Genomic DNA, 21,365 nt, shown 5'->3' on the forward strand with positions numbered 1-21,365 from the left:
GGCATCAGACACTATTCATAAAACCCAGGTCATTGGTATTAAATCGACCAATATTGGGCAGGATATCCGGTATCTGACTGATGTTCACGCCAAACCATTGCGCCAGTGTGGCGGCATATTCATCCACTGCAATGGTCGGAATACAGCGGCCATGGTCGCTCACAGAATCGAGACTGCCCGGTTCAATGATTGGCATATCTCCATAAAAATCACCACCATTAACCGCGCCACCCATGACAAGATGACTGGCACCCCAGCCATGATCAGAGCCCTGACCATTGGACACCCAGGTGCGGGAGAAATCTGACGCGGTAAATAAAGTCACCTGATCTTCCATACCCAATTCAGCCATGGCCGCTTGGAATGCGCTGAGCGCACCATCGACATTGCTCATGCCAAGGCCATGATCATAAAGATGATTATCATGGTTATCAAAACCACCCAGACGACAGAAAAAGACCTGACGGTTCATGCTTAAATCAGACTGCACAGAAATCATGCGTGCCACCATTTCCAGCTGCTCAGATAAGGTGTTCCAGCCATCTTGTTGCGGAAATTGAGTGGTTAACGGAGTGGCATTGTCTAAGGCGGTCGAAATCACCCCATCCAAATCCAAAGAGCGTCGAAAAATATCGGCATAACCTTGTTTAAACAAATTAGTCTGATGCGCGTCCATTAATGCATTGATGGCCGCTAACCGGGCAGGCCCCGCACCCCATTGCACATCGTTTAAACTTAAACTGCCCTGATTGGTCATGTGGTATTGGTTAATCGCCTCACCCACCTGCAGTTGATTACTGCCCGATAAGGAGATGTTCATGGACAAATCATGACCGTTATTGACCGTATTGTGAAGCAAATCGGCAATCCGACCGGTCCAGCCGGATAGGGAAGCCTGATCAGCTACCGAGGTTTGCCATTGAATTTGCTGATCGGAATGGGAAAATAAATTAATCGGCACCGGCACCGAGCCGTTGTTATACTGGTCTTGGTTAATGGGATATGCCAGCGAACCGACATTACTCACCACAGCGACCCTGTTTTGATTAAATAAATTGTGAAGTCCGCTTAAATTCGGGTGCAAGCCCCAGTTTCGACCACCGTTATTAGCCGGTGAAATCGGCAATAAAGCGTTTCGATCCAGCGCTAAATCACCGCGCACCTGGGCATAAGCATTGTGCTCACTAATGCCCTGTGGCACCACCATATTGGCCGAATCATTACCACCGTCTAAGAACACACAGACCAGGGCTTTATAACCGGTGCCCCGAATGCCGCTGTTATTTAAAGCCGCCGCCTGAGCCACTTGTAACAAGCCACCGGCAGACAACAAACCACCGGTGGCCAAAGCGGTACACATGGATCGTTTTAAAAAATCTCTTCTTTTCATGTTATTCTCCTACCGCTGCACCACAAAATCAGGTGACAATACCAGAACATAAATTAAGGACGCCAGGCGCGTAATCGCCGACTCTTGGCTAATGTCATTCAACAAATTCAAACCCGTGGTTCGGGTTTGTGGTGACATCTGCCCGGAAAACAACAGTAAATCCAGATGATCTAACAAAGCCGTCGGGTTATCAATGAGCAATAATTCCCGTTGTAACTGAAGACGTGGCATATTGTCATTCCAGTGATTGGCCAAATGATGTCCACGGTTAATGGCCTCGTTCATTTCATTGGCGACACTGATTACCGTGGTTTCACTGGTGATCTGAAATTCCGGCGACACCAGACCCTGATCACGAATCGGTCCCGGCAGCTGATAACCGGGTTTAAAAAAGTTAAACACCGAAGGTGAACCCAAGGGCCTTTGCAAATAACCATACTCCGGGTTCCAGTTGCCGTAGCGACCGGTGGGACTGCGCGCTTCAAAAGCCCTTAAAACATTCAGGTAGCGCAATAAGGGTTCTTTTAATTTACCGTATGCGGGGTCGTTTAAGTGGTTTGAATTGCGGGCTTCATCATCTGTTAAAATAGCCCGCATAACCGCTGCCAGATCACCCCGAACACCGGCACCATTGTCGGCAAAAACACCCGCCACCCGTTGCACATAAGCCGGTGAGGGGTTACTGGTGACAAAACGCTGAATCAGTTGTTTGGAAATAAACGGCGGTACATTCGGGTGGTTAAAAATATTGTCCAATGCCGCGGTCAGATCCTGATAAGCCGTTTGTCCGGCCGGAATCTGAACACCATTGAGCAGGGTTTTGGCATCGGTGTCATGATAGTCTTCAAAGGGTTCCATCGGGGCGTAAGGATCCACAGTCGGCTCAGTGGGGTTGCACCAGGTCCAATTCCATGCCGGACATCCGGCATAATTCCAGCCGGTAAACACCCGGGCGAAGTTTTCAATGGTGCTCTGATCGTATGTGGGTATTGGGTTGTCATCCAGGTCCAGGATGGCTGTGCCATCCATATTCAACTGATGTAGACCGATGGAGAATAACTGCAAAATCTCCCGGGCATAATTTTCATCCGGCTGCGTACCCGCTGCCGGATCGGCTTTGGCATTTTTAAACATCCCCAAATAATGCCCCATCATGGTATTCAGCGTAACATCTTCCAGTAAATCACGGTAATTGCCAAAAGCGTTCAGTGTCAGCATATCGTAATACTTGGCCAGTCCCATCACCTCATTACCCAAACTGGCGGCATCTGACACCACAAAAATTTCAGATAAGGCAAAAGCCATGCGTTGTCTCAGCTGATCAGGTCCTTCGGCAGAATTCAAAAACCAGGATTCCATCCGTGAATTTTGATACAGTGGCTGCTCGGGATTAGCCAAAATAGCCTGCATACAGGGTTCCTGTAATGTTACCGGTTGATTCATTTGTTCAGTTAACCAGTTATCGACACCCAGGGATTGTAAACGACGAATCTCATTTAGCTTCGCACCGTAGGTCGCCTGGTATAACAAACGACTGGCCTCATTTGCATTCAAGACAGGACTGTTCGGGGCAGCCGGGAACAAACTTTCAACCCCCGATTTAAAGATGTGGTCAGACGTACAATAAGCCGCTACATTGTGCCCCCAAATCAAACCCAAGACTAAACAAAACAAACGTAAAAACATAAGCCCTCATGACGCTGGAAAACGAAAACATGATTTATCATAATTTTTATACCGGTTATTTTGTGATTTTTATCGCATTTGGCCCATATTTCTGATTAACGGTCAAATCCAGTGATTAAACGGTCATAAATTTGATAACGCACATTCTGTTTTACAGGGCTCCATCAAAAAAAAGCGACCATAAGCGCCGCTTTTTTATTACTGCAATTATGTGTTTTTTACTCAGCCAAAATGGTAAATCCTAAATTAAAAGCGGGATCATTTTTCGTATCTGCACTTATTTTTATACCGGCAGATTGATTGGATAAGGTCATTATACTGGGACTGTACAGCGTGGTATTTTGTCTGTTCAATATTTTTGTATCGATCATAAAGTGATCATCATCAGATTGAGACACTGAAACCTTTAATTTAACCGTGTATCTGTCCAATTGAACTTCCTGCCATTCATCCTGTTGAACAATGAGTTGCTTTTTTGTGCTTGAAGTCTCACTTAAACCCGAAAATTGCTCAGTCACTTCAAAGGCCACCTCGACCACCACCTCATTGTCGCCAGCCTCGGCTTTATCGAGTTTATCCTGATTCGCCAGGCTTACAGTGGAAAGCAGTGCAATAAAGATAAAACTCAGTGATATTTGCCATTGATTGAATGTTGTCATTATGTTCTCCTTAGATAAATGTTGAATACGTTTAATTTGGAAATTGTTGTTGTGCAGGATTTCGTTGATTAAAGCGGTTGACCCGGGTTGTTGATGCGCCAATATAATTTTGGCCAATTGTTGCTGATAGCTGTTGTTGTTAAATTTCTTTTGGCAGGCCTCATCGCATCGCAATTCGATGGATTCACGTAGTTTTTTATTCAGAAAATAAACCACCGGATTAAACCACAATATCCGGTGAATAAAGCCAATGACTAAGAGCCAATAGACATCACCGTTTTGAATATGTTGGCGTTCATGCGCTAACACGGCGACACGTTCGGCTTGATGGAATAAATCCGTATTAATCCAGATTTTGGGTTGCCAAAACCCTGTGACGCAAGCACCCACTAAATCATCCACAAGCCATACATTTTTATATTGGCTTATTTGCCCTCGTTTAACTAAGCACCGATGTTTATGAATGAGTTTAACCACATCAGTGACAAATATTAAAGCACCAAACAACATTAAAATTAAACCCACTTGAATCATTGTTGGCATCCACAAACTAACAGCTTCATCTGTTTCCAGATAGGGTGCTAAACTTTGAACGGCATAAATTGTTTCATTAACCGCACCAACTTCAACATTAAAGCGAAATAAGTGAAAAGGGATCAACCAACTCACCATGGCCAGCATTAAAAACAGGAATTTTAAGCGCTCAGGAATCGACATCCATCGGTTAATCGCCATTGCCCAAAAACTAATCAGGAGGTTAATGAACACATAGCTGATCATGATTTTTTATTGCGTTTGATGAGGTTCTCTAAGTATTGAATGTCTTCCTGACTCAATTCCTCCTGTTCAAATAATTGGTTCATCAGCACTTTTTTATTTCCGGCAAAGAGTTTTTGCAACATGTGTTTCAACATGGGTTTTTGAACTTCTTTGGGCGTCACAACGGCCTGGTAATAAATGGTTCGACCATCAACACGGTGGCGTTTAATGACCTTTTTTTGCTCCAACCGGTCAATAATGGTTTTAACCGTTGAATAAGTGACATCACGATTTTTTGCAATATTGGTATGGACTTGTGGCGATGTGGCTTCACCCTGTTGCCACAGGTATTGCATCACATCCAATTCAAAAGAAGTTAATTTCATGTTTCTCTACAAATGTCGATATGAGCATTATTGGCCCTATCTCTACATTTGTCAAGATAAATTTTTGAATTGGATATTTGAGCTTAATTCACCACCAAGGTATCCACCGCCATCGGTACCGGCTCGGAGCGACCGTAGGTTTGCCAGAGGTTGGTCATAAAGCTGGCGCGGTTTTGATTGGCGGGGCCTTCGGTCCAGCTCCGATTACACAAAGCATTTTCTGATGGGATATTATTTTCATCGGCGATTTTTTGCAGAAACTCGATATAAGCTTTGCTGGCTACCTGATAATTTAATCGAGCCGTTAGGGTGATGGGTAAAGCCACCTGATCAATGTTGATCTGATAATCGGTGACATCATAATTAACCACCGCACCGGTTAAATCAGGATCGGACGGATAGGTCATACCCACCGGTGCCAGTTCCCGGTCAACTGCCCCGGTAAAACCCAACGGTGGTATGCGGTTATCTTTAGCAATACAATTATTCAATACGAAGTGGAACATGGCATCGCCGTCACCATCTTCGGTTTCACAGGTATTGTTTTGTTCATTCCAGATACCTTGCAGCGTCTCATAGACTTTGAGCTGGCTGTCTTCAGTAAGTACGGCGGTGTTGTTGTCATAAGCCCCGGATTGCCAGAATACATTATTATTGCTGTCACGCGCCTCGATTTGTAACCACATACGCCGACCTTCGGGGTAACCAGTGGGTAGCTTATGACCGGTCAGGTTAGTGACCTTAACAGCAATGTCTAACTGCTGAGCCGTTTGTGACGTCACTTCAGTGGTCACCAGGGCACTTTTGTTCTGCAACATGTTAAAGGCATAGGAGGTGGTTAAATCCAGTGCGCCTTTACGGTCTAATCCCGATGGATCATTGGCCGCCAGGTCGTCACCATAAATCGCCTTAATCACCTGTGGAATCCAAGTATTGCCACCGGCAAACTGATGAGTCGGTAAATTCCCGGGGCGGTCATTGCCAAAAGTACAGGCTCGGGCATCGGCTTCGTTGGTTTCCGGCATATGACAGGTCTGGCAATTTTGGCCTGTTTTTAAAACCGGCTGCCGCGTGATACTCATCGCTTCAAAAGGGTCTCGGTAAATTAAATCGGCGAAATAAGAATTTTGCCATTCTGAATAGGTGCGCTCAATCGGCATCGCCACATCGGTTTCCTGACCGTTGTGCCAGAATTTTCGGGCAATGCTTAATTGGCCGTTTTGCTCAATTTCCGGTGAGGATATATCATGGCAACTACCGCAATATTTTGAAGACGCCAGAAACGATGAATAGACCCAGTCATGGGGCGGCGGAAAATGATTGTTGGTGTCGTATTTATAAGGGCCTTTACGACAGGGTTCCCCGGAGAAACTGTTGGCGCAAACTTCATCGTCCAGCCAGATATCCGCATTTTGTGTGGCTGCCGGCTGTCCCTGTGGTGTATGCGATTCAATCCGATGACAGAATTGACAGGTGACACCGCTGTAATCATTGTGGTCCGAGGCGGTTTCGGTAAAACTGCCTTGTAAAGCACAGCCTTGTGCGCCATTCACATTGACCAGACCTTTCATTGGCTGAGTGGTCTTAACCACCCGGCCGCCGTACCAGCCTTCGGGCGTATGACAACGCAAACAAAAATCACCCACACCGGGAATATCATTATTGGCCACATCCAATGCCGCCCAGAATAATGGATCACGCATGGCATTGGCTTTCATCGACCCAATCCAGGTATCAACGGGCATATTATAAGGATCACTGCTGCGCTGGCTGCTTTGATGACAGCTTAAACAATCAGCGGCACTTCTTAATGGAAAATTCAAACCCGGCTGACTGCCGTGCGGGGTAAAGTCTTGTGCGTGCGTAGTGCTGATTACCCACAATAATAAAAGCGCAATCGATATTTTCTTACAGCCTGTCGTCATGACCACTAAACTCATGGATTATTTTTAACAACATTATCAGAATTTGACGGTGTTGTCATTAAATTCACTTCGCTACCATAGCAGTCAGATGTGAAAACATCTTCAGGCGAGTATTGACTCGTTATCTACAATCAAAATGAGGAAACAATGATGAACACGTTTAAAACATTCTTTTTATTGGTCAGCTTATTTATTTCGACAGCGTTTGCAGCGGTTAATATCAACAAGGCATCTGCCGAGGATATTTCGAAAGAACTTAAAGGCATCGGCATCGTGAAAGCCACCGCCATTGTGAGTTACCGTGAAAAAAACGGTCCTTTTAAAACCATGGAACAGCTCACGGAAGTCAAAGGCGTGGGTTTAAAAACCGTGGAAAAAAACCGCAAAAATATCTTGCTGAAATAAGCCATTAAAGCGCCACCAGCCCGATGGTCTAATCCACCATCGGGTTGGTGGTGATATTATCATCCTCTTCGCCACTCTTCAGATATTTGATGGTCACTTCACGCGAACGGCGGTTGATTAACTGATTCCGTATTTGTTCATCAGTTAACAAGTCTTCAGCCGATTCGGATAAATGGGTAAACACCGCCTGGTAACTGTCCGTGAGGTTATCAATTAAATCAGCGGTCTTGGCAAAGTGTTCTTCAACTTTATGCTGATAATCATCTAAGCGCCGCTCCATTTCTTTTACAGAAGTCTGCTTGCCTTTGCGTTGGCTCACCAGATACATACCTGCAATCCCCAAGGCCGTGCCGAGTAATGTGGCTGACAGTATTAAAATCCACTCAATCATTGTGTTTTCTCATCATTGTCCTGGTTAATTTCCTGAACAAGTACCCAGGGCATCATGGTCACTGCCTCAAAACGGCTGTTATTATCCAACCATTTTTTGGCGTGCTCATCATGGGCTCTGATTACCAGTTTATCATTAATCCACTCTTCAATACAGGCTGTATCATCGGCATGAACTTTTTCAGCCACATCCACCAGATCCAGTTGCGCATCCACCACCAGAATCACACCTTTGGCAAAAAATTTTTGGACTTCCAGATAGTCAATCGGACCACGTTCCTTTAGTAAACGCGATCTGATATCTTCCGGTTCTCTCGGTTGCAGTTTGTTGTTATTCGTCATCTTTTAACACCATCTCTTCACGCCAGACTTGCCGCTGACTGTAAACCTGTAAGCGTTCTACAAAACCATCACAACCTTTGACTTTGTCCTCTTCACTGCGTTGCCGATAATCCTTTAATAATTGTGAAAAGTCATCAATTTCACTGACCGTAATACCACAATAACCGGCCACCACCCAGGATTGTAATTCAATGGCGCCGTTAAAATCAGCAATTTCCGCCAGCACCGCTGCCTTGGTATCAATCATCGACCAGGGCATCCGCTGTCGCCCAAATTCGCTTTCCAGTTCCGCCATAATTTTTAACGCCTGATGGCCATTCCGACATTTTTTATCTGGTTGTGTGGTCAGCATCCAGGCCCAGTCATTATATGCATATCTGACACCACGGATTTTCGCTTCGGAAAATAATTCATAGGCTTTTTGGCAGTCAACCGTTTCACCGCCGACACCGTACACATGAAAATAGGCCAGACGATAAAAGGCATCGCCAATGCCCACATCTGCGGCTTGTTGCAGCCATTTCTTCGCCGCCGGCCATTTTTTATCGCGATATAACATCAGACCGGTTTCATACATGCCATGCGCATAACCCAGTTCGGCGGATTTTTCAAACCAGAGCTGCGCCGCCTGCTCATCCTGTGGGATGGTCTGGTATTCATTGTCCACGCCTTGTTTAAACAAGCTGCCAATAAAATAGGCCATTTCACCATCACCCTTTTGGACTTTTTCCAGCAAGGTTTCGGGAATCAATTCCTGATGAGCTATCTTACTTTGATCATCAGCAACAGGCTTTTCAGCCAAAGATGGTAAAGCCGTCAATAAGAATATAATTGTCGGTATTTGTTTCATGATTGTGAAAATTCCTGAATCCATTGACTAAATTGTTCACCGCGGTCCTGATAATCTCTAAATGCATCAAAACTCGGCGCACCCGGCGAGAGTAAAATACAGTCTCCTGCCTGAGTGATTTCAAGGGCTTTTTCAGCAGCTGACCGAAGCGTATCCACCAGTAAAAGCTTAATTATAACATTGTGTTGTTGCAGGGTTTGTGAAATACGTTCACCATTGGCACCGCTACAGATAACCAGCTTGGGCGGTTTATCGGCTATTTTCTCAGCAAACCAGCGCCAGTCCACGCCGCGCTCATAGCCACCCACCAGTAACACGGTATTTTTAATCGGTACTGTCTGTAAAGCCGCCCAGGTGGCATGGGGCGTCGTTGCGATACTGTCGTTTATCACTTGCACACCTTTAAAATTACCCAGGCTTTGTAAGCGATGCGGTAAGGGCGGGCAGTGTTTGACCGCATTCAAAGCCGTTTTAACATCCAAACCAAGCACCTTTAGCACGGTTAACATCGCTGCCAAATTCTGCAAATTATGTGCACCTTTCAACAACCAGCCCGCAGTGGATAATAAGGCTTTGTCCTGAAACATTAGGACATCATCCATCACATAAAATCCGGACAGATGATTAAACAAAGTCACAGATTTCAGTACCCACTGTTTTTGCCACTGTCGGCTGTTGTCATCTTGCGCGTTAATCAGGGCTTGTTTTGATTCAGCCAATAAACGCCATTTGTCGCGATGGTAGGTTTTTTCATCACCATGCCAATCCAAATGCTCTGAATAAAGATTTAATAACACTGCGATATCAGCTTGAATGGCACCGTCTTGGGCCTGATAACTGGAGGTTTCTAAAACAACCACATCATAATCGCTATCGCAGGCGATTAACGGTGTACCGAAATTACCGGCAATCACCACCCGAAGTCCATACGCCTTTAAAGCCTGATGCAATAAATAACAAGCGGTGCTTTTGCCCTTGGTGCCGGTGATGGCGACAATGGTTGGACGCTTATCCACACGGTTCAGTTCATTGCTAAACCACAAAGCCGAGGCACTGATTATCTTGGCCTGACATTCTTGTACCGCCGCCTGATAAGGACTGATACCGGGTGATTTAATCACCACATCGAATTGATTCAATAACTCAGCGGTGACGGTTTGGTGATTAAACCTGGCGTCGGCCGCATCCGCTTCCTTGTCAGGACATAACACCGTCAGCTTTAATTCAGGTAAATGGTGCTGCAGATACTCAACCGTGGCCCGGCCTTCCACACCATAGCCCCATATTGCCACCTTTTGATTGTTTAAATGTTCTAATTTCATGACCAATGAACCGACGACAAGTCCCGTTTACTCGGTAAGAAATACGGCTGTTGCTTAGCCATTAAGGCTTCGATATCTGATTGACTGACAGTGGGCACTTGTTGTGTCCAATACTGTAAACTCTTTTGCTTTTGCCAATCTTCGTGGTCTTTAAGCAAAGTCAAGGCTGCTCGCATCTCCAAGGCCTCACCGACACATTCAAAAGGCTTATCACCCTCAAGGCCGAATAAGGCCATGAATAAAAACCATAGTTCTTTATCCGCCAATAAGTCATGCCCAAAGATTGCCAGTAACTGCTGCCGGGATATAAACGGCGCCAGACAGACAAACACAAAGGCACATTTCGGGCATTGACCACACCACCGGCCGTTTTCATTGCGTGAACCACCTAAATGAAAATTTCGGTTACAACTGGAAAAAACCTCGAAATACTGCGGATAACGACTAAATTCTTGCACAATCGTCAGTTCTGAATAAGGGCGCAGTATCGAATAATAATCCACGGCCGAGCCCAGACTTTCAGTCAGCACTTCACGGTATTGCTGTTCAAAGGCCCAGGATTTTGAGTACTGATGATTTACCCATTGGCCATTATCGGCTTTAACATTGCCGACATCGGCGGAACACTCATTGCTAAAAGCAACGCTATCGAAACCGCCCAGTAAAGCCGTTAAAACCGCCACGACACTGTTAATCGCCGTAATCGGGACATGGCCGTTATAAGCGCCTTGCTCAGCGACCTGTTTTAAACGCGCATCCACCCGGCGTTTAATCTGAATCAGCGGTAATTCAGTGGCTTTCGACACCTGTTGAATCAACTCAGAAGAACCCACCTGAAATAAAGTCACATCTTCACCGGCCTGACGCAATCGTTCAATCGTGACCAAAGAATCCTTACCACCACCAATCGGCACCAAAGACCTGCCCGGCAGAGTTAAGTTATCCGAATGCTTGTGATTATGAACCTGGCCTGGAAACTGAATATGCGACAACCAGCCTAAATCGTTCTCATGGGCCAGTTCCGCCAAACCCGCCTGCCAGGTATCGGCGAGCCACCGGGCTTCGGTTTCGCACGGTTGTTCATGTTCAAACTGAATCTCAGCGGCCAGATTGGTTTTATAATAACTGACACCGGCCATCCAGAATATATGCTGCACCGCCCGGTTAACCGCAATCAACCAAGTATTGCGCTGCGCATCATCTAACCACGGCTGTTGTAATAAAGCCGCCGGAAACACCAATTGTTCCTGAAAATCACCAAACCGACTGTCCTGATAATTCAGTGTTAAGACACCGGTTTCGGCGTCAAAGAAAGCCTGCTTAAAAGTAAAAGTAGAATCAGCCGCCGTCACGCTCTTAATCCCCGGCGATGGTCATGCCATCCACCAGCCAGGCGCCGGTGTGGATTTTACTGCGCCGATCGATATCCGCGCCCACCGCCCGCAAGTTCTTAAACATGTCTTTTAAATGTCCGGCAATGGTCATTTCACTGATGGGGAAAGCGATTTGGCCATCCTCGACCCAGAAACCCGACGCCCCGCGCGAGTAATCGCCGGTCACCGTATTCACACCTTGCCCCATTAACGACGTGACTAAAAAGCCGCGATCCATGTCTTTGACTAAATCGGCTGTGGTCGCTGCCTCCACCATTAAATTATGGGCACCACCACCATGACCGGTGGGCTGTGAATTTAATCGACGGGCTGAATAAAGCGACAGCATAAAGCCTTTCAACACACCGTGATCAATTAAAGTTCTGGGTTTGGTGGCGATGCCGTTACTGTCAAAATTCCGGCTACCGAAACCACCCGGGATAAAGGGATCTTCCTGAATAGAAAACCACTCGGGAAATAACTGGGTATTTAAATCATCTTTGAGAAAACTGGCTTCCTGATACAGCGCACTGCCACTGATGGCTGACAGCATATGTCCAATCAGGGTTTTACTCATGGCCGGATCGAACAACACCGGCACCTGTTGAGATTTGACTTGCCGTGAACCCAATTGCGCGACACTGCGACCGACCGCTTTAGCGCCCATGATTTCAGCGTCCATTAACTGCCGGTAATCTCGCACTGCATCCCACCAGTATTCACGCTCCATCTCACCATGTTCTTTGGCAATCGCCACCACACTGGCCGAGGCATTACTGCCGCGTTTTTCACCGAGAAAGCCGTCACTGGTGGCGTAAATCGCATATCCGTCACCGACTTCCACATTGGCCTCATCGACCACCACATCGGCCTGTTTATCCGCCGCTTCAGCCCGCGCACCTTCGGTGGCAGTCAGGGCATATTGAATCAAAGTATCGGGCTCATAAGGGTTGTCATGAGCGGTCTGTAAATTTTTAAAATCAGTGGCCAGTAAATCCTTATCGGCCAATCCCGCCGCCTCATCCGGCGCGGTTAAGGCCGCAATGGCCAGGGCTTTTTCAATGGTCAACGCAATACTGTCTTCATTCACCACCGCCGTTGAGGCGCTGCCCTTGGCGCCGTTTTTGTACACCGTTAAGCTGAAGGATTTATCATTGTTATTTTCAATGGTATCCACCTCACCCTGGCGGCAACTGACGCTGATACCACTGCCTTCGGCGTAACTTATTTCTGCCGCATCGGCACCTTTGTGCTTGACTGTTTCGAGAACTTTTGTGACGATATCTGTTTGTTTCATACCTGAGCCGTTTTATGTCTAATAAAGACCAGTCGCCTGATAACGACCAATCCGCTGAAAATACCATAAGCAAAACCCAGCTTAAAAAACAGGCCCACCGTCTGCAGGACCTGGCCCGGGAAATTGCTGAGATGCCGGTATCCAAGCGTGACGCCCTGGATTTACCACCGGCACTGTTAGCGGCCATTGATGAATCCAAACGCATCACCAGCCACATCGCAGCCAAAAGGCACACCCAATACATGGGTAAACTGCTGGCCAACTGCGATTATCAAAGCATTGAACAACAGATGCAACAAGATGAGGCCAAAAACGCCCATTTTCAAGTCAGAGACGCCATCATTAACCAATGGCTCGACGCCTTCAAAGACCACGAAAAAGCACTCAACGCCCACCTCTACGACACCTACCCCCACGAAACCCTCAACGAACTCCGCAACCTGATCCGCAATTACCGCAAAAAACCCGAACCACCCCACTCCAAAAAACTCTTCAAAGCCTTGCGGGAATTAGATAACCAAGAGCCGCTACCGCCGGTGGGTCAGTTGGGGATTATGTTGTCATAAATAATAAATATTTATCATTAGTTAAGATAAAAAGAGTCTACTTAATACCATGAAACACCTAACGACATCAGAGTGAATGCCCTTGTTAATTTTTTTATAAATTGCTATTATGTGTATATATTTTATTTATATACACATTAGGTGATTTATGAGAACCAACATTGTAATTGATGACAAACTAATGGCAGACGCCCTCAAAGCCACAGGATTACAAACTAAAAGAGAAGCTGTTGAAATGGGATTAAAATTGCTTGTGAAACGCCAAAAACAGCAAGCCATAAGAAAGCTACGAGGGCAAATTAAATGGGAAGGTAACCTGGATGAAATGCGTGGTGCTTAATGATTATTGCCGATACCAGCATTTGGATAGATTACTTTAACGGTGTTGACAGCCAATTCACCGATGCCTTAGATAGTGGACTAACAGATGGTGTGATTGCCATTGGCGATATAATATTTTTAGAAATCCTCCAAGGGTTTAAAAGTGATAAAGATTATAATTTAGCCAAAAAATCCTTAAGCACCCTGGAACGATTTGAAATGTTTGGTCACAACCAGGTATTAAAAGCAGCCAGTAATTACCGAAAACTCAGAAAGAAAGGGATAACCATTCGAAAAACAAATGATGTCATTATTGCCACTTTTTGCATCGAAAATAAAATGCCTCTTCTTTATCTCGATAAAGACTTCAAGCCTTTTGTGAGATACCTTGGCTTAATCGATGGTTTTAAAAAATAACAACTTATTAAATACGCATCTTAATCCAGTTTTAAGGCTTAAATCACCTTTTGAGTAATTCACCAGGTCTTATCGGTAATTAAGCCCCACTTTACCGAAGATTTTTACACTTATATCTTTATCCGCTATCTACAAGCCAACACCAGAGATGGTTTACAGCGGCCATTCTGGGTCAATCACTCCATTATAAACATTTTCTAACCCATCACCTGAGAATATTTGACAATCAAAACCCCGCCAGTCATGATATCACTTCAAAATTGACGGAGGATAACCGATGCACAAACATATTTTATTACTTTCACTTGGGCTGAGTTTACTGCTCAGTGGCTGCCAACAACCGGCGGAAAAACCGACCGCCGCTGCCGATAACTTTAAAACTTACTCGGCGGAAGAATTTTTCCAGACCACCTCGGTTTTTGGCTCATCCATTAACCATGACCAGACGGCGGTTTTGGTCAGCAGCGATGAAAGCGGGATTTTCAATGCCTATAAAGTGGCACTGGATGGCTCCGGCAAAGAAGCCTTAACCCATTCAACCGATGAATCGATTTATGTCAACAGCTGGTTCCCCAACGATGACCGCATTCTTTATAACGCCGATCAGGGCGGCAATGAATTGGACCATGTCTATGTCCGTGAAGAAGACGGGCGCGTAACAGACCTGACGCCCGGTGAGGGCTTAAAAGCCAGCTTTGCCGGTTGGCATGAAGATGACCAACAGTTCTACATCAACAGCAACGAACGGAACCCCAAATTCTTTGATTTATACCGTTATCAGGTCGATGATTATACCCGTGAAATGGTTTATCAAAACGACAGCGGCTATCAGTTAGGCGATATCAGTCCCGATGGCCGCTGGCTGGCCTTATCCAAAACCAACAGCAATGCCGATTCAGATATTTATCTGGTTGACCTCAATGACAGCGACGCCGAGCCACAGCTGATTGCCGGCGATGCACCTGAAGATGTGGCGCATGGTATTTACACCTTTACGCCGGACAGCCAACAATTAATTTATGGCAGCAATGCCAACAGCGAATTTAACCAGGCCATGGCCTATGATTTAGCTGATGCCAGCCACAACGTCAGCTACACCGCCGACTGGGATGTCAGTTTCACCTACTTTTCAGAAGACGGTCAATACCGCGTCACCGGTATTAATCAGGATGCCCAAACGGTCCTGGATATCGTTAACACCGAAACCGGTGAAGCGCTTAATATTCCCAATTTACCGGCCGGTGATTTACGCGGGGTTAATTTCAGTGATGATTCAAGCACCCTGGTGTTTTATCTGAACTCAGACACCTCGCCGTCTAATCTCTACACCTACACACCGGGTGACAATTCAGCCACACGACTGACCAGCACCGGCAACCCGGATATTAATGAAGACCATCTGGTGGCCGGTGAAGTCAGACGCTTTGAGAGTTTTGACGGCTTAGAAATCCCCGGCATTCTTTATAAACCGAAACAAGCCGCTTACGAACAAGTTCCGGCACTGGTCTTTATCCACGGCGGACCGGGTGGTCAGTCACGTTTTGGTTATTCAGCGCTCACCCAACACCTGGTCAACAACGGTTATGCCATCTTTAAAATCAACAACCGCGGCTCCAGCGGGTACGGTAAGACCTTCTTTCACCTCGATGATAAAAAGCACGGCGACCACGACCTTAAAGACGTGGTTTATAACAAGAAATATTTACAATCCCTCGATTGGGTCGATGCCGATAAAATCGGCGTGATGGGCGGCAGTTATGGCGGCTACCTGACCATGGCAGCCATGGCCTTCACCGATGAATTTGACGTCGGCATCAATATCTTCGGCGTCACCAACTGGGTGCGCACCCTGAAAAGTATTCCGCCGTACTGGGAAGCCTTTAAAAAATCACTCTATGATGAACTGGGTGACCCTGAGACCGATGGAGAACGGCTGTACAACATCTCGCCGGTGTTCTTCGGTCATCAGGTGAAAAACCCCGTTCTGGTGGTACAAGGCGCCAATGACCCGCGGGTTCTGCAGGTGGAAAGCGATGAAATGGTGGAAGCCATCCGCAGCGCCGGCACCCACGTGGAATACCTGTTATTCGACGATGAAGGCCACGGTTTTAGCAAAAAAGAAAACCGCATCCAAGCCTCCCAAAAATACCTCGAATTTCTCGACAAGTTTTTACGGTAGATTTGAGAACATTCCCTCGTTCCCACGCACTGGCGTGGGAACGCCTATTTACGCATGAAGGGCGGGCTTTACCCCCCCCAATTAATGGTTATCTGTTTGTTGTATAAATTCAGCCATGTAGGGTCGGCTCTGCCCACCTTGTATGTTGACAAGTTATCATTGATTTAGGTGGGCAAAGCACACCCTACTGTTTGCCATGAATATGTTTTATTGAGACTTGTACTTTTTGGCATAATCTTCCACTTGCCGCCACACACGAAACAAATTACCGGACAGGATTTTCTCGATGTGCTGTTCTGAATAGCCGCGTTTTAACAGCCCGGCAATCAAATTCGGGTAGGTCGAAACGTCTTTTAAGCCGGTGGGTAGTGAATCACCGACACCGTCGTAATCCGAACCGATACCGACATGGTCGATGCCCACCAGTTTCACCACATGATCGAAGTGATCTAACACGGTGTCTAAGGTGGCGAACTCAAAGGGTGTTTTTTCGAGATACGCTTTGGCAAAGGCTTTAACTTCTTCACTGTCTGACGCCACGCCCTTAACTTTAATAAAATCAGCCACGGCCTCTTTATAAGCATTATAACTGTCAATCGATTTCTGAGAAACGAAGGTTGAACCAAAGTTGATAAAAATCACGCCACCTTTATCAGCCAGGGATTTAATCATGGCATCACTCATATTGCGCTCAAAGCCCGGGGTAAAATGCCGCGCTGAAGAATGCGAAGCAATCACCGGCACTTTGCTGATTTCAATCACCTGCTCAAAAGCCTTATCCGAAATATGCGAGACATCAACCATCATGCCGATGTTATTCATGGCTGTGACTAACTTTTTACCAAAGTCCGTTAAGCCCTGCGCCGGTCGTTTTTCGTCATAAGACGAATCAGAAATATGGTTACTGAGCGAATGCGACAAAGTAATGTAGCGAATACCGCGATCATAAAAATGCGTTAAATTAGCCAAGTTTCCGGCAATTGGCGAACCATTCTCCATCCCCATCGGCAAAGAAACCAGGCCTTTTTTAAAGTTGGCTTTAATATCGGCAGGTGACTTCGCCAAAGCAAATTTATCTGGCGATTGCTCAACCATTTTTTCCACACCATCAATCAATTGATTGGCCAAAGCTGTGCTGTCACCGCCCTCTGCCTCAATGCGCGCAGGAATATAAATCGACATAAACGGCGCATCCAGACCGCCTTTTTTCGCCCGCGGATAATCGAAATCACCGCTTTCAGTGGCCTGACTCACGTCTTCATACTGTTCCCTTAACCGATAAGGCACATCCACATGCAAATCGGCAATAATGTATTTTTTGCTGATGGCTTCGGCCTGTTTTTGTATATCTGTTTCTGCGTGAATAAGCATTGAGAAAGACAATAAGCAACAAAGGGTAAATAATTTGAGGTTTTGATTCATGGTCAATAGGTATTTTAGAAGTGCTGTGATTGTACAACACAGAAATCAAAAAATCTGTGATTTAAAAAGCGTGCTTTTTTAACACCAATACGATAAGGACGGACTGCAAAAGAATTGACTCGATCCCATGCCCCGACGTGGGAATTCATATTTAGTCTTTGGATCTTTACGTTCCCACGCAGCGCATGGGAACGAGATAAAGTGATCACCATTTTAGTTAATGAAAATTATGATTTTTAACGCTTATAAACCTGCTTTCGGTGACCTATTTTCACCACCGTGACAATCAACTGCTTCTCGGTCACTTCATAGATAATTCGATACACGCCCTGTCTAATCCGATAACGTTCCTGACCTGAAAGCTTTTCACAGCCAATTGGCCGGGGATTTTCCCGCAGTGACTCAATACGCTGAAGGATTCGGGCCACATCTTTGTTTGGGATTGGGCGTAAATCTTTGGCGACTGACTTCTTGAAGACCAGCTTATATTTTGCCATGAGCCTTCAAATCGTCCAACAAGGCCTCATAGCTCATAGTCGGCTCGGAAACCCGTTCTTCAAAGGCCGCTAAATCCTCCTGATCCTCAGCCAGCGCTGCCCGAACCGCCTCGTTAACGATATCTGATAAGGAACGGTGTGTATGCGCAGCTTTCAACCTGAGCGCCGCATGCAACTGCGGTTCAAAGTAAATTGTAGAACGCTTTGATGTTTCGGTCATGGTGCTTTCAGAAGATTGTGGCAATAAGTCATTATAGCGTCACAACGTTATGACGTCAAATGACCAATGTTCAGATTCCCAGGTTGATAAATCGATGAGTTAAAAGGCTTTAAATCTGTTGGGTATAACACCGTTGGAACTACTAGCCAGCTCAAAGAATATTCAAATAAAACAAATCGGTCATGGTCGGTTGGAATACGCTTAAAGTCAGCTCTCGAATAGCCCGGATTATACATATTAGCCTCATCACTTCACTTTTGTGAAGCCATACCGCTCGGCTTGAATCAGAGAAAACAACCTAAAAAAGCTTTTTCAAGGCACTACAAACCTTAAACAAACTTAACCACTCAAAAACACTCAATTTAACGTGTTATTATGCGTAAAATTTAACATCATGGCTCGTTTTACGACCTTCATTTAATGACTGTCCTTGTTTATTTTACTGTCCTTGTTTATTCTCCTTGTTATATTAGTTCATTATACAAGCTGCTTGGCTAAGGAAAATATAGCAATAGCTGCAATTGAGTAAACTATTAGATGCTCTATCAAGGTTACGAGACTTAAACCGATACCAGCCCGTGAAAGATTGTTCTTGTAGAACTTGACAGCGCGATACACATCAATCGCATCATGCTGTAACGAATTCAATGAGGATCGGAAATCAAAGTACAAATGAACAAAATCATCTATATTGTTGCGCTCCATAGCCCCATCCAAAACCTCGATAGGCTGTACTAGGTTCTTCAAATCGCAGTTGATATGTTTAATTTTCGCATTTCTAACAGATGAATCTACTTTTCTTGAAATTTCGTAAAATAATCCGCTAATAATTATGGATATCAGGACAAAAACTAAAAATTTTGTGGGTGATCCGTTAGCGACTTCTAAGCCAAAAAAGGACAACTCTGTGTAATCGATGCCAATCCAACCCGATGCAGCCACGAGGATCGAGGTTGAGACAAATATTCTTTTGGATGTTAACGTCTTTTTGGTCTGCCAATCACAGAAAACCTCATAAAGGTCTTTGGTTTTGAGATTTGACCTTTCTAATCTTTCGATAGCTCTATCTATTAACTGTTCGTCTTCTTTATCAATAATTAACTCCCTTCGCGGTGCGGTGGGGTCAGATATTCCCGGCGCTGTTATGTCTGACGTAAAGCTATCAATATTCATCTTAAATCTTGTCTAATTTTAAACCTAACGCCGTGCTAAGCCGGCCAAACCGAAAGCGTAACACAGCGCGTACAATTGCGCAGCAATGCGCTGTGTGAAGCGTAGGTGAAGGTTCGGCTTGAGCACCTTGTTAGATGAAGGCCCTACAACCTAGCCTTTATACCTTTGGTAGTTTTAGTGCTTTGCTATAAAACCCTGAATTATCAAAGCAACACACTCGTCGCTTTCCTTCAGATAGCATATTACAAGCATCTGAAATTCTCTTTTTACGTGTCTTGTCTTGCTTGGCAGACTCAACCCAATGGACCCAGTCAACTCTCGCGATTGTCGTTGTACTTTCCCACGTTTTGAGTGCTTGAGGAAAGCTCTGAATTGAGTCAGCCAAGTCTTTAGGAACGAGGGGTTCGGGCTCGTCTATAACCGAGCTCAATCCAAATAGGTATTCTTCACCAACACTGAGCTTTCCCGACACCAAATCTTTGGATCTTAGTTTAAGCCAGTGACTTAAATTGCCGTCAGGCTCCAGTGTAACTTGAAATACGTAACCAGAAACTGATACCTCTACTGTTGTTCTACCTCGACGAGGCAAGCTATCGCTAACGTCTTTAGGCAATACTACAAAAGCTTCAAAGTCAGATCCCGCCTTTTGAGGCTTCAATATCTTTGCATTAAATTTAGAAGTAACCACTAGCCTTATTCCTCATCTAACGCCCGGCTCACCAGCGCGCAAACCGGAGAGGCTTTTGTGGTAAAGTGTAGCGCAGCGAAACCCACAAAAGCAGCGTAGGTTTGCGCGTCTGCGTGGAGCCGTTTGTTATGAGCTGGGCCACTTTGGATTCCCCGCTTCATCATAAATTACACCAATATTTATGCAATCAAGACGGTCAAATTGAAACTGCAGCTCCACCCAATTCTCGCTATACGAAACCGATAGAAATGATCCAAAGTCCTCCAGCTCAGGCTCCTCGCCTAGTAATTCAGAAACGAATAATAAAACTTCTTGTTGTGATTTACCTATTAGCTGGCGACCACCTAGCGCTACTGTAGGATTATGAAACTCAATCCACCCTAAGCGATTTTCATTCTCAGGCTCAAATGATAGCTCTAAGCGCAACTCATTGAACTGCAACCTCTTGCATCCCTCGTCCGTCGAAAATGCTTTATTCGGTTCTCCTAACAAGGTCACAACTTCATTTTCTGTAAAACCGAATTGAATTATATCTGCTCCAACACCAGGAATTATTTCCATTTGCATATCTCGATTGGCTCATAACGCCCCAATAACGGGCCGGAACGGAGTGGTTTGCGTTGTGCTATTAAAGCACAAAAGCGAACCACGCAGTGGAGGTCCGAGCCAGCTTGCTGGCGGGCGTTGATTGGTTTGTTATGTGTTTGCACTGTTGTAAATAAAACCCAGATTCAACTGACCGCTTTTAGAATATTTTGAGATTGGCTTGTTGAGAAACTTATTAGGTTCAGGCTTTTGGCTATTTCCTTTGAAATGTGCCACTTGCTTTTTATTTATTATTGCATCCCAGCTATGATTTTTACCTGCAACTCCAGCCAAATATCGCTTCTTCTCCAAGTGAACAAATACCTCTAACAGAGAAGAATCTTCAGCCAAGCTAAAACTATACTCATGGGGCGCATTTACATCATCCCCCATACAAACACTATCCCTTTCTACTTTTATCAATATCATATTCGTTGTTTACACATAACGCCTGGCACAGCTGCCGACAAAATTGGCGCTTGTTTTGCCGGCTTTTTGGCAAAACAAGTGACA

General features: G+C 45.4%; 23 protein-coding genes. 5 read left to right on the forward strand and 18 right to left on the reverse strand.

What is annotated here, in order from left to right:
- Positions 1-4 precede the first annotated feature (4 nt).
- The 5 genes from IEV16_RS09460 to IEV16_RS09480 all read right to left on the reverse strand — a co-directional run bounded on the left by IEV16_RS09460 (position 5) and on the right by IEV16_RS09480 (position 6,805).
- On the reverse strand, positions 5-1,390 hold the full coding sequence (locus IEV16_RS09460) for a DUF1501 domain-containing protein (protein ID WP_188365455.1): 1,386 nt from the start codon (positions 1,388-1,390) through the stop codon (positions 5-7).
- A gap of 9 nt (positions 1,391-1,399) precedes the next feature.
- Positions 1,400-3,076: a DUF1800 domain-containing protein gene (locus IEV16_RS09465; RefSeq protein ID WP_188365456.1), complete on the reverse strand. Its 1,677-nt coding sequence runs from the start codon at positions 3,074-3,076 to the stop codon at positions 1,400-1,402.
- Positions 3,077-3,294: 218 nt separating this feature from the next.
- Positions 3,295-4,503 carry a M56 family metallopeptidase gene (locus IEV16_RS09470; RefSeq protein ID WP_188365457.1) on the reverse strand — a complete coding sequence of 403 codons (1,209 nt, stop codon included), beginning with the start codon at positions 4,501-4,503 and terminating at the stop codon, positions 3,295-3,297.
- A gap of 8 nt (positions 4,504-4,511) precedes the next feature.
- On the reverse strand, positions 4,512-4,880 hold the full coding sequence (locus tag IEV16_RS09475; RefSeq protein WP_188365458.1) for a BlaI/MecI/CopY family transcriptional regulator: 369 nt from the start codon (positions 4,878-4,880) through the stop codon (positions 4,512-4,514).
- Positions 4,881-4,963: 83 nt separating this feature from the next.
- Complete coding sequence (locus tag IEV16_RS09480; RefSeq protein WP_188365459.1) at positions 4,964-6,805, reverse strand: hypothetical protein; 1,842 nt, start codon at positions 6,803-6,805, stop codon at positions 4,964-4,966.
- Between the two features lie 147 nt (positions 6,806-6,952).
- On the opposite strand from IEV16_RS09480, the gene IEV16_RS09485 reads away from it, so the two are divergent.
- Positions 6,953-7,210: a ComEA family DNA-binding protein gene (locus IEV16_RS09485; protein WP_308611138.1), complete on the forward strand. Its 258-nt coding sequence runs from the start codon at positions 6,953-6,955 to the stop codon at positions 7,208-7,210.
- 28 nt (positions 7,211-7,238) lie between these two features.
- Here IEV16_RS09485 and IEV16_RS09490 read toward each other — a convergent pair whose 3' ends face one another.
- From IEV16_RS09490 to IEV16_RS09515, 6 genes are read right to left on the reverse strand one after another with little or no spacing between them, the layout of a single operon-like run.
- Positions 7,239-7,601 carry a Z-ring associated ZapG family protein gene (locus IEV16_RS09490; protein ID WP_188365460.1) on the reverse strand — a complete coding sequence of 121 codons (363 nt, stop codon included), beginning with the start codon at positions 7,599-7,601 and terminating at the stop codon, positions 7,239-7,241.
- A complete protein-coding gene (locus tag IEV16_RS09495) occupies positions 7,598-7,942 on the reverse strand; it encodes a DUF2288 family protein (protein WP_188365461.1) in 345 nt (114 codons plus the stop codon). The genes IEV16_RS09490 and IEV16_RS09495 overlap by 4 nt, the downstream gene beginning before the upstream one ends.
- The gene (locus IEV16_RS09500) at positions 7,932-8,792 is read right to left on the reverse strand and encodes a tetratricopeptide repeat protein (RefSeq protein ID WP_188365462.1); all 861 of its coding nucleotides are present in this window, start codon (positions 8,790-8,792) and stop codon (positions 7,932-7,934) included. The genes IEV16_RS09495 and IEV16_RS09500 overlap by 11 nt, the downstream gene beginning before the upstream one ends.
- Complete coding sequence (gene murD / locus IEV16_RS09505) at positions 8,789-10,114, reverse strand: UDP-N-acetylmuramoyl-L-alanine--D-glutamate ligase (protein WP_188365463.1); 1,326 nt, start codon at positions 10,112-10,114, stop codon at positions 8,789-8,791. Before murD ends, IEV16_RS09500 begins: the two co-directional genes overlap by 4 nt.
- Positions 10,111-11,466 carry a MurL-like N-terminal domain-containing gene (locus IEV16_RS09510; protein ID WP_188365464.1) on the reverse strand — a complete coding sequence of 452 codons (1,356 nt, stop codon included), beginning with the start codon at positions 11,464-11,466 and terminating at the stop codon, positions 10,111-10,113. Before IEV16_RS09510 ends, murD begins: the two co-directional genes overlap by 4 nt.
- Positions 11,467-11,470: 4 nt before the next feature.
- Positions 11,471-12,784: a TldD/PmbA family protein gene (locus tag IEV16_RS09515; RefSeq protein WP_188365465.1), complete on the reverse strand. Its 1,314-nt coding sequence runs from the start codon at positions 12,782-12,784 to the stop codon at positions 11,471-11,473.
- Between the two features lie 14 nt (positions 12,785-12,798).
- Here IEV16_RS09515 and yjgA point away from each other — a divergent pair, with 14 nt between their 5' ends.
- From yjgA to IEV16_RS09535, 4 genes are all read left to right on the forward strand, one after another.
- Positions 12,799-13,350, forward strand: coding sequence for a ribosome biogenesis factor YjgA (gene yjgA / locus IEV16_RS09520; protein ID WP_188365466.1), 552 nt, complete (start codon positions 12,799-12,801; stop codon positions 13,348-13,350).
- A 148-nt stretch (positions 13,351-13,498) separates the two neighbouring features.
- Positions 13,499-13,690 carry a type II toxin-antitoxin system VapB family antitoxin gene (locus IEV16_RS09525; RefSeq protein ID WP_188365467.1) on the forward strand — a complete coding sequence of 64 codons (192 nt, stop codon included), beginning with the start codon at positions 13,499-13,501 and terminating at the stop codon, positions 13,688-13,690.
- The gene (gene vapC / locus IEV16_RS09530) at positions 13,690-14,088 is read left to right on the forward strand and encodes a type II toxin-antitoxin system VapC family toxin (protein WP_188365468.1); all 399 of its coding nucleotides are present in this window, start codon (positions 13,690-13,692) and stop codon (positions 14,086-14,088) included. The genes IEV16_RS09525 and vapC overlap by 1 nt, the downstream gene beginning before the upstream one ends.
- Before the next feature lie 277 nt (positions 14,089-14,365).
- On the forward strand, positions 14,366-16,267 hold the full coding sequence (locus IEV16_RS09535) for a S9 family peptidase (RefSeq protein ID WP_188365469.1): 1,902 nt from the start codon (positions 14,366-14,368) through the stop codon (positions 16,265-16,267).
- A gap of 207 nt (positions 16,268-16,474) precedes the next feature.
- Here the strand turns inward: IEV16_RS09535 and IEV16_RS09540 are convergent, their stop codons facing one another.
- The 7 genes from IEV16_RS09540 to IEV16_RS09570 all read right to left on the reverse strand — a co-directional run bounded on the left by IEV16_RS09540 (position 16,475) and on the right by IEV16_RS09570 (position 21,281).
- Positions 16,475-17,638, reverse strand: a complete 1,164-nt coding sequence (locus tag IEV16_RS09540; protein WP_229728307.1) for a dipeptidase — start codon at positions 17,636-17,638, stop codon at positions 16,475-16,477.
- A 287-nt stretch (positions 17,639-17,925) separates the two neighbouring features.
- Positions 17,926-18,186 (reverse strand): type II toxin-antitoxin system RelE family toxin, encoded by a 261-nt coding sequence (locus IEV16_RS09545; protein WP_188365471.1) that lies wholly within the window; start codon positions 18,184-18,186, stop codon positions 17,926-17,928.
- Positions 18,173-18,406, reverse strand: a complete 234-nt coding sequence (locus tag IEV16_RS09550; RefSeq protein WP_188365472.1) for an RH3 domain-containing protein — start codon at positions 18,404-18,406, stop codon at positions 18,173-18,175. The genes IEV16_RS09545 and IEV16_RS09550 overlap by 14 nt, the downstream gene beginning before the upstream one ends.
- A gap of 477 nt (positions 18,407-18,883) precedes the next feature.
- Positions 18,884-19,579, reverse strand: a complete 696-nt coding sequence (locus tag IEV16_RS09555) for a hypothetical protein (RefSeq protein WP_188365473.1) — start codon at positions 19,577-19,579, stop codon at positions 18,884-18,886.
- Positions 19,580-19,736: 157 nt separating this feature from the next.
- On the reverse strand, positions 19,737-20,267 hold the full coding sequence (locus tag IEV16_RS09560; protein ID WP_229728308.1) for a YdeI/OmpD-associated family protein: 531 nt from the start codon (positions 20,265-20,267) through the stop codon (positions 19,737-19,739).
- A 126-nt stretch (positions 20,268-20,393) separates the two neighbouring features.
- A complete protein-coding gene (locus IEV16_RS09565; RefSeq protein WP_188365474.1) occupies positions 20,394-20,828 on the reverse strand; it encodes a hypothetical protein in 435 nt (144 codons plus the stop codon).
- A 135-nt stretch (positions 20,829-20,963) separates the two neighbouring features.
- Entirely contained in the window at positions 20,964-21,281 is a 318-nt protein-coding gene (locus tag IEV16_RS09570; RefSeq protein WP_188365475.1) for a hypothetical protein, read from the reverse strand.
- Positions 21,282-21,365: the final 84 nt, after the last annotated feature.

This window comes from Marinicella pacifica (genome assembly GCF_014636635.1).
Classification (GTDB): Bacteria; Pseudomonadota; Gammaproteobacteria; order Xanthomonadales; family Marinicellaceae; genus Marinicella; species Marinicella pacifica.

What these genes read in the sequence shown, in the direction of transcription:
- IEV16_RS09460 (WP_188365455.1), bottom strand. Translation starts at nt 1,390, where the DNA reads ATGAAAAGAAGAGATTTTTTAAAACGATCCATGTGTACCGCTTTGGCC.
- IEV16_RS09465 (WP_188365456.1), bottom strand. Translation starts at nt 3,076, where the DNA reads ATGTTTTTACGTTTGTTTTGTTTAGTCTTGGGTTTGATTTGGGGGCAC.
- IEV16_RS09475 (WP_188365458.1), bottom strand. Translation starts at nt 4,880, where the DNA reads ATGAAATTAACTTCTTTTGAATTGGATGTGATGCAATACCTGTGGCAA.
- IEV16_RS09480 (WP_188365459.1), bottom strand. Translation starts at nt 6,805, where the DNA reads ATGACGACAGGCTGTAAGAAAATATCGATTGCGCTTTTATTATTGTGG.
- IEV16_RS09485 (WP_308611138.1), top strand. Translation starts at nt 6,953, where the DNA reads ATGATGAACACGTTTAAAACATTCTTTTTATTGGTCAGCTTATTTATT.
- IEV16_RS09490 (WP_188365460.1), bottom strand. Translation starts at nt 7,601, where the DNA reads ATGATTGAGTGGATTTTAATACTGTCAGCCACATTACTCGGCACGGCC.
- IEV16_RS09495 (WP_188365461.1), bottom strand. Translation starts at nt 7,942, where the DNA reads ATGACGAATAACAACAAACTGCAACCGAGAGAACCGGAAGATATCAGA.
- IEV16_RS09500 (WP_188365462.1), bottom strand. Translation starts at nt 8,792, where the DNA reads ATGAAACAAATACCGACAATTATATTCTTATTGACGGCTTTACCATCT.
- murD (WP_188365463.1), bottom strand. Translation starts at nt 10,114, where the DNA reads ATGAAATTAGAACATTTAAACAATCAAAAGGTGGCAATATGGGGCTAT.
- IEV16_RS09515 (WP_188365465.1), bottom strand. Translation starts at nt 12,784, where the DNA reads ATGAAACAAACAGATATCGTCACAAAAGTTCTCGAAACAGTCAAGCAC.
- yjgA (WP_188365466.1), top strand. Translation starts at nt 12,799, where the DNA reads ATGTCTAATAAAGACCAGTCGCCTGATAACGACCAATCCGCTGAAAAT.
- IEV16_RS09525 (WP_188365467.1), top strand. Translation starts at nt 13,499, where the DNA reads ATGAGAACCAACATTGTAATTGATGACAAACTAATGGCAGACGCCCTC.
- vapC (WP_188365468.1), top strand. Translation starts at nt 13,690, where the DNA reads ATGATTATTGCCGATACCAGCATTTGGATAGATTACTTTAACGGTGTT.
- IEV16_RS09535 (WP_188365469.1), top strand. Translation starts at nt 14,366, where the DNA reads ATGCACAAACATATTTTATTACTTTCACTTGGGCTGAGTTTACTGCTC.
- IEV16_RS09540 (WP_229728307.1), bottom strand. Translation starts at nt 17,638, where the DNA reads ATGCTTATTCACGCAGAAACAGATATACAAAAACAGGCCGAAGCCATC.
- IEV16_RS09545 (WP_188365471.1), bottom strand. Translation starts at nt 18,186, where the DNA reads ATGGCAAAATATAAGCTGGTCTTCAAGAAGTCAGTCGCCAAAGATTTA.
- IEV16_RS09550 (WP_188365472.1), bottom strand. Translation starts at nt 18,406, where the DNA reads ATGACCGAAACATCAAAGCGTTCTACAATTTACTTTGAACCGCAGTTG.
- IEV16_RS09555 (WP_188365473.1), bottom strand. Translation starts at nt 19,579, where the DNA reads ATGAATATTGATAGCTTTACGTCAGACATAACAGCGCCGGGAATATCT.
- IEV16_RS09565 (WP_188365474.1), bottom strand. Translation starts at nt 20,828, where the DNA reads ATGGAAATAATTCCTGGTGTTGGAGCAGATATAATTCAATTCGGTTTT.
- IEV16_RS09570 (WP_188365475.1), bottom strand. Translation starts at nt 21,281, where the DNA reads ATGATATTGATAAAAGTAGAAAGGGATAGTGTTTGTATGGGGGATGAT.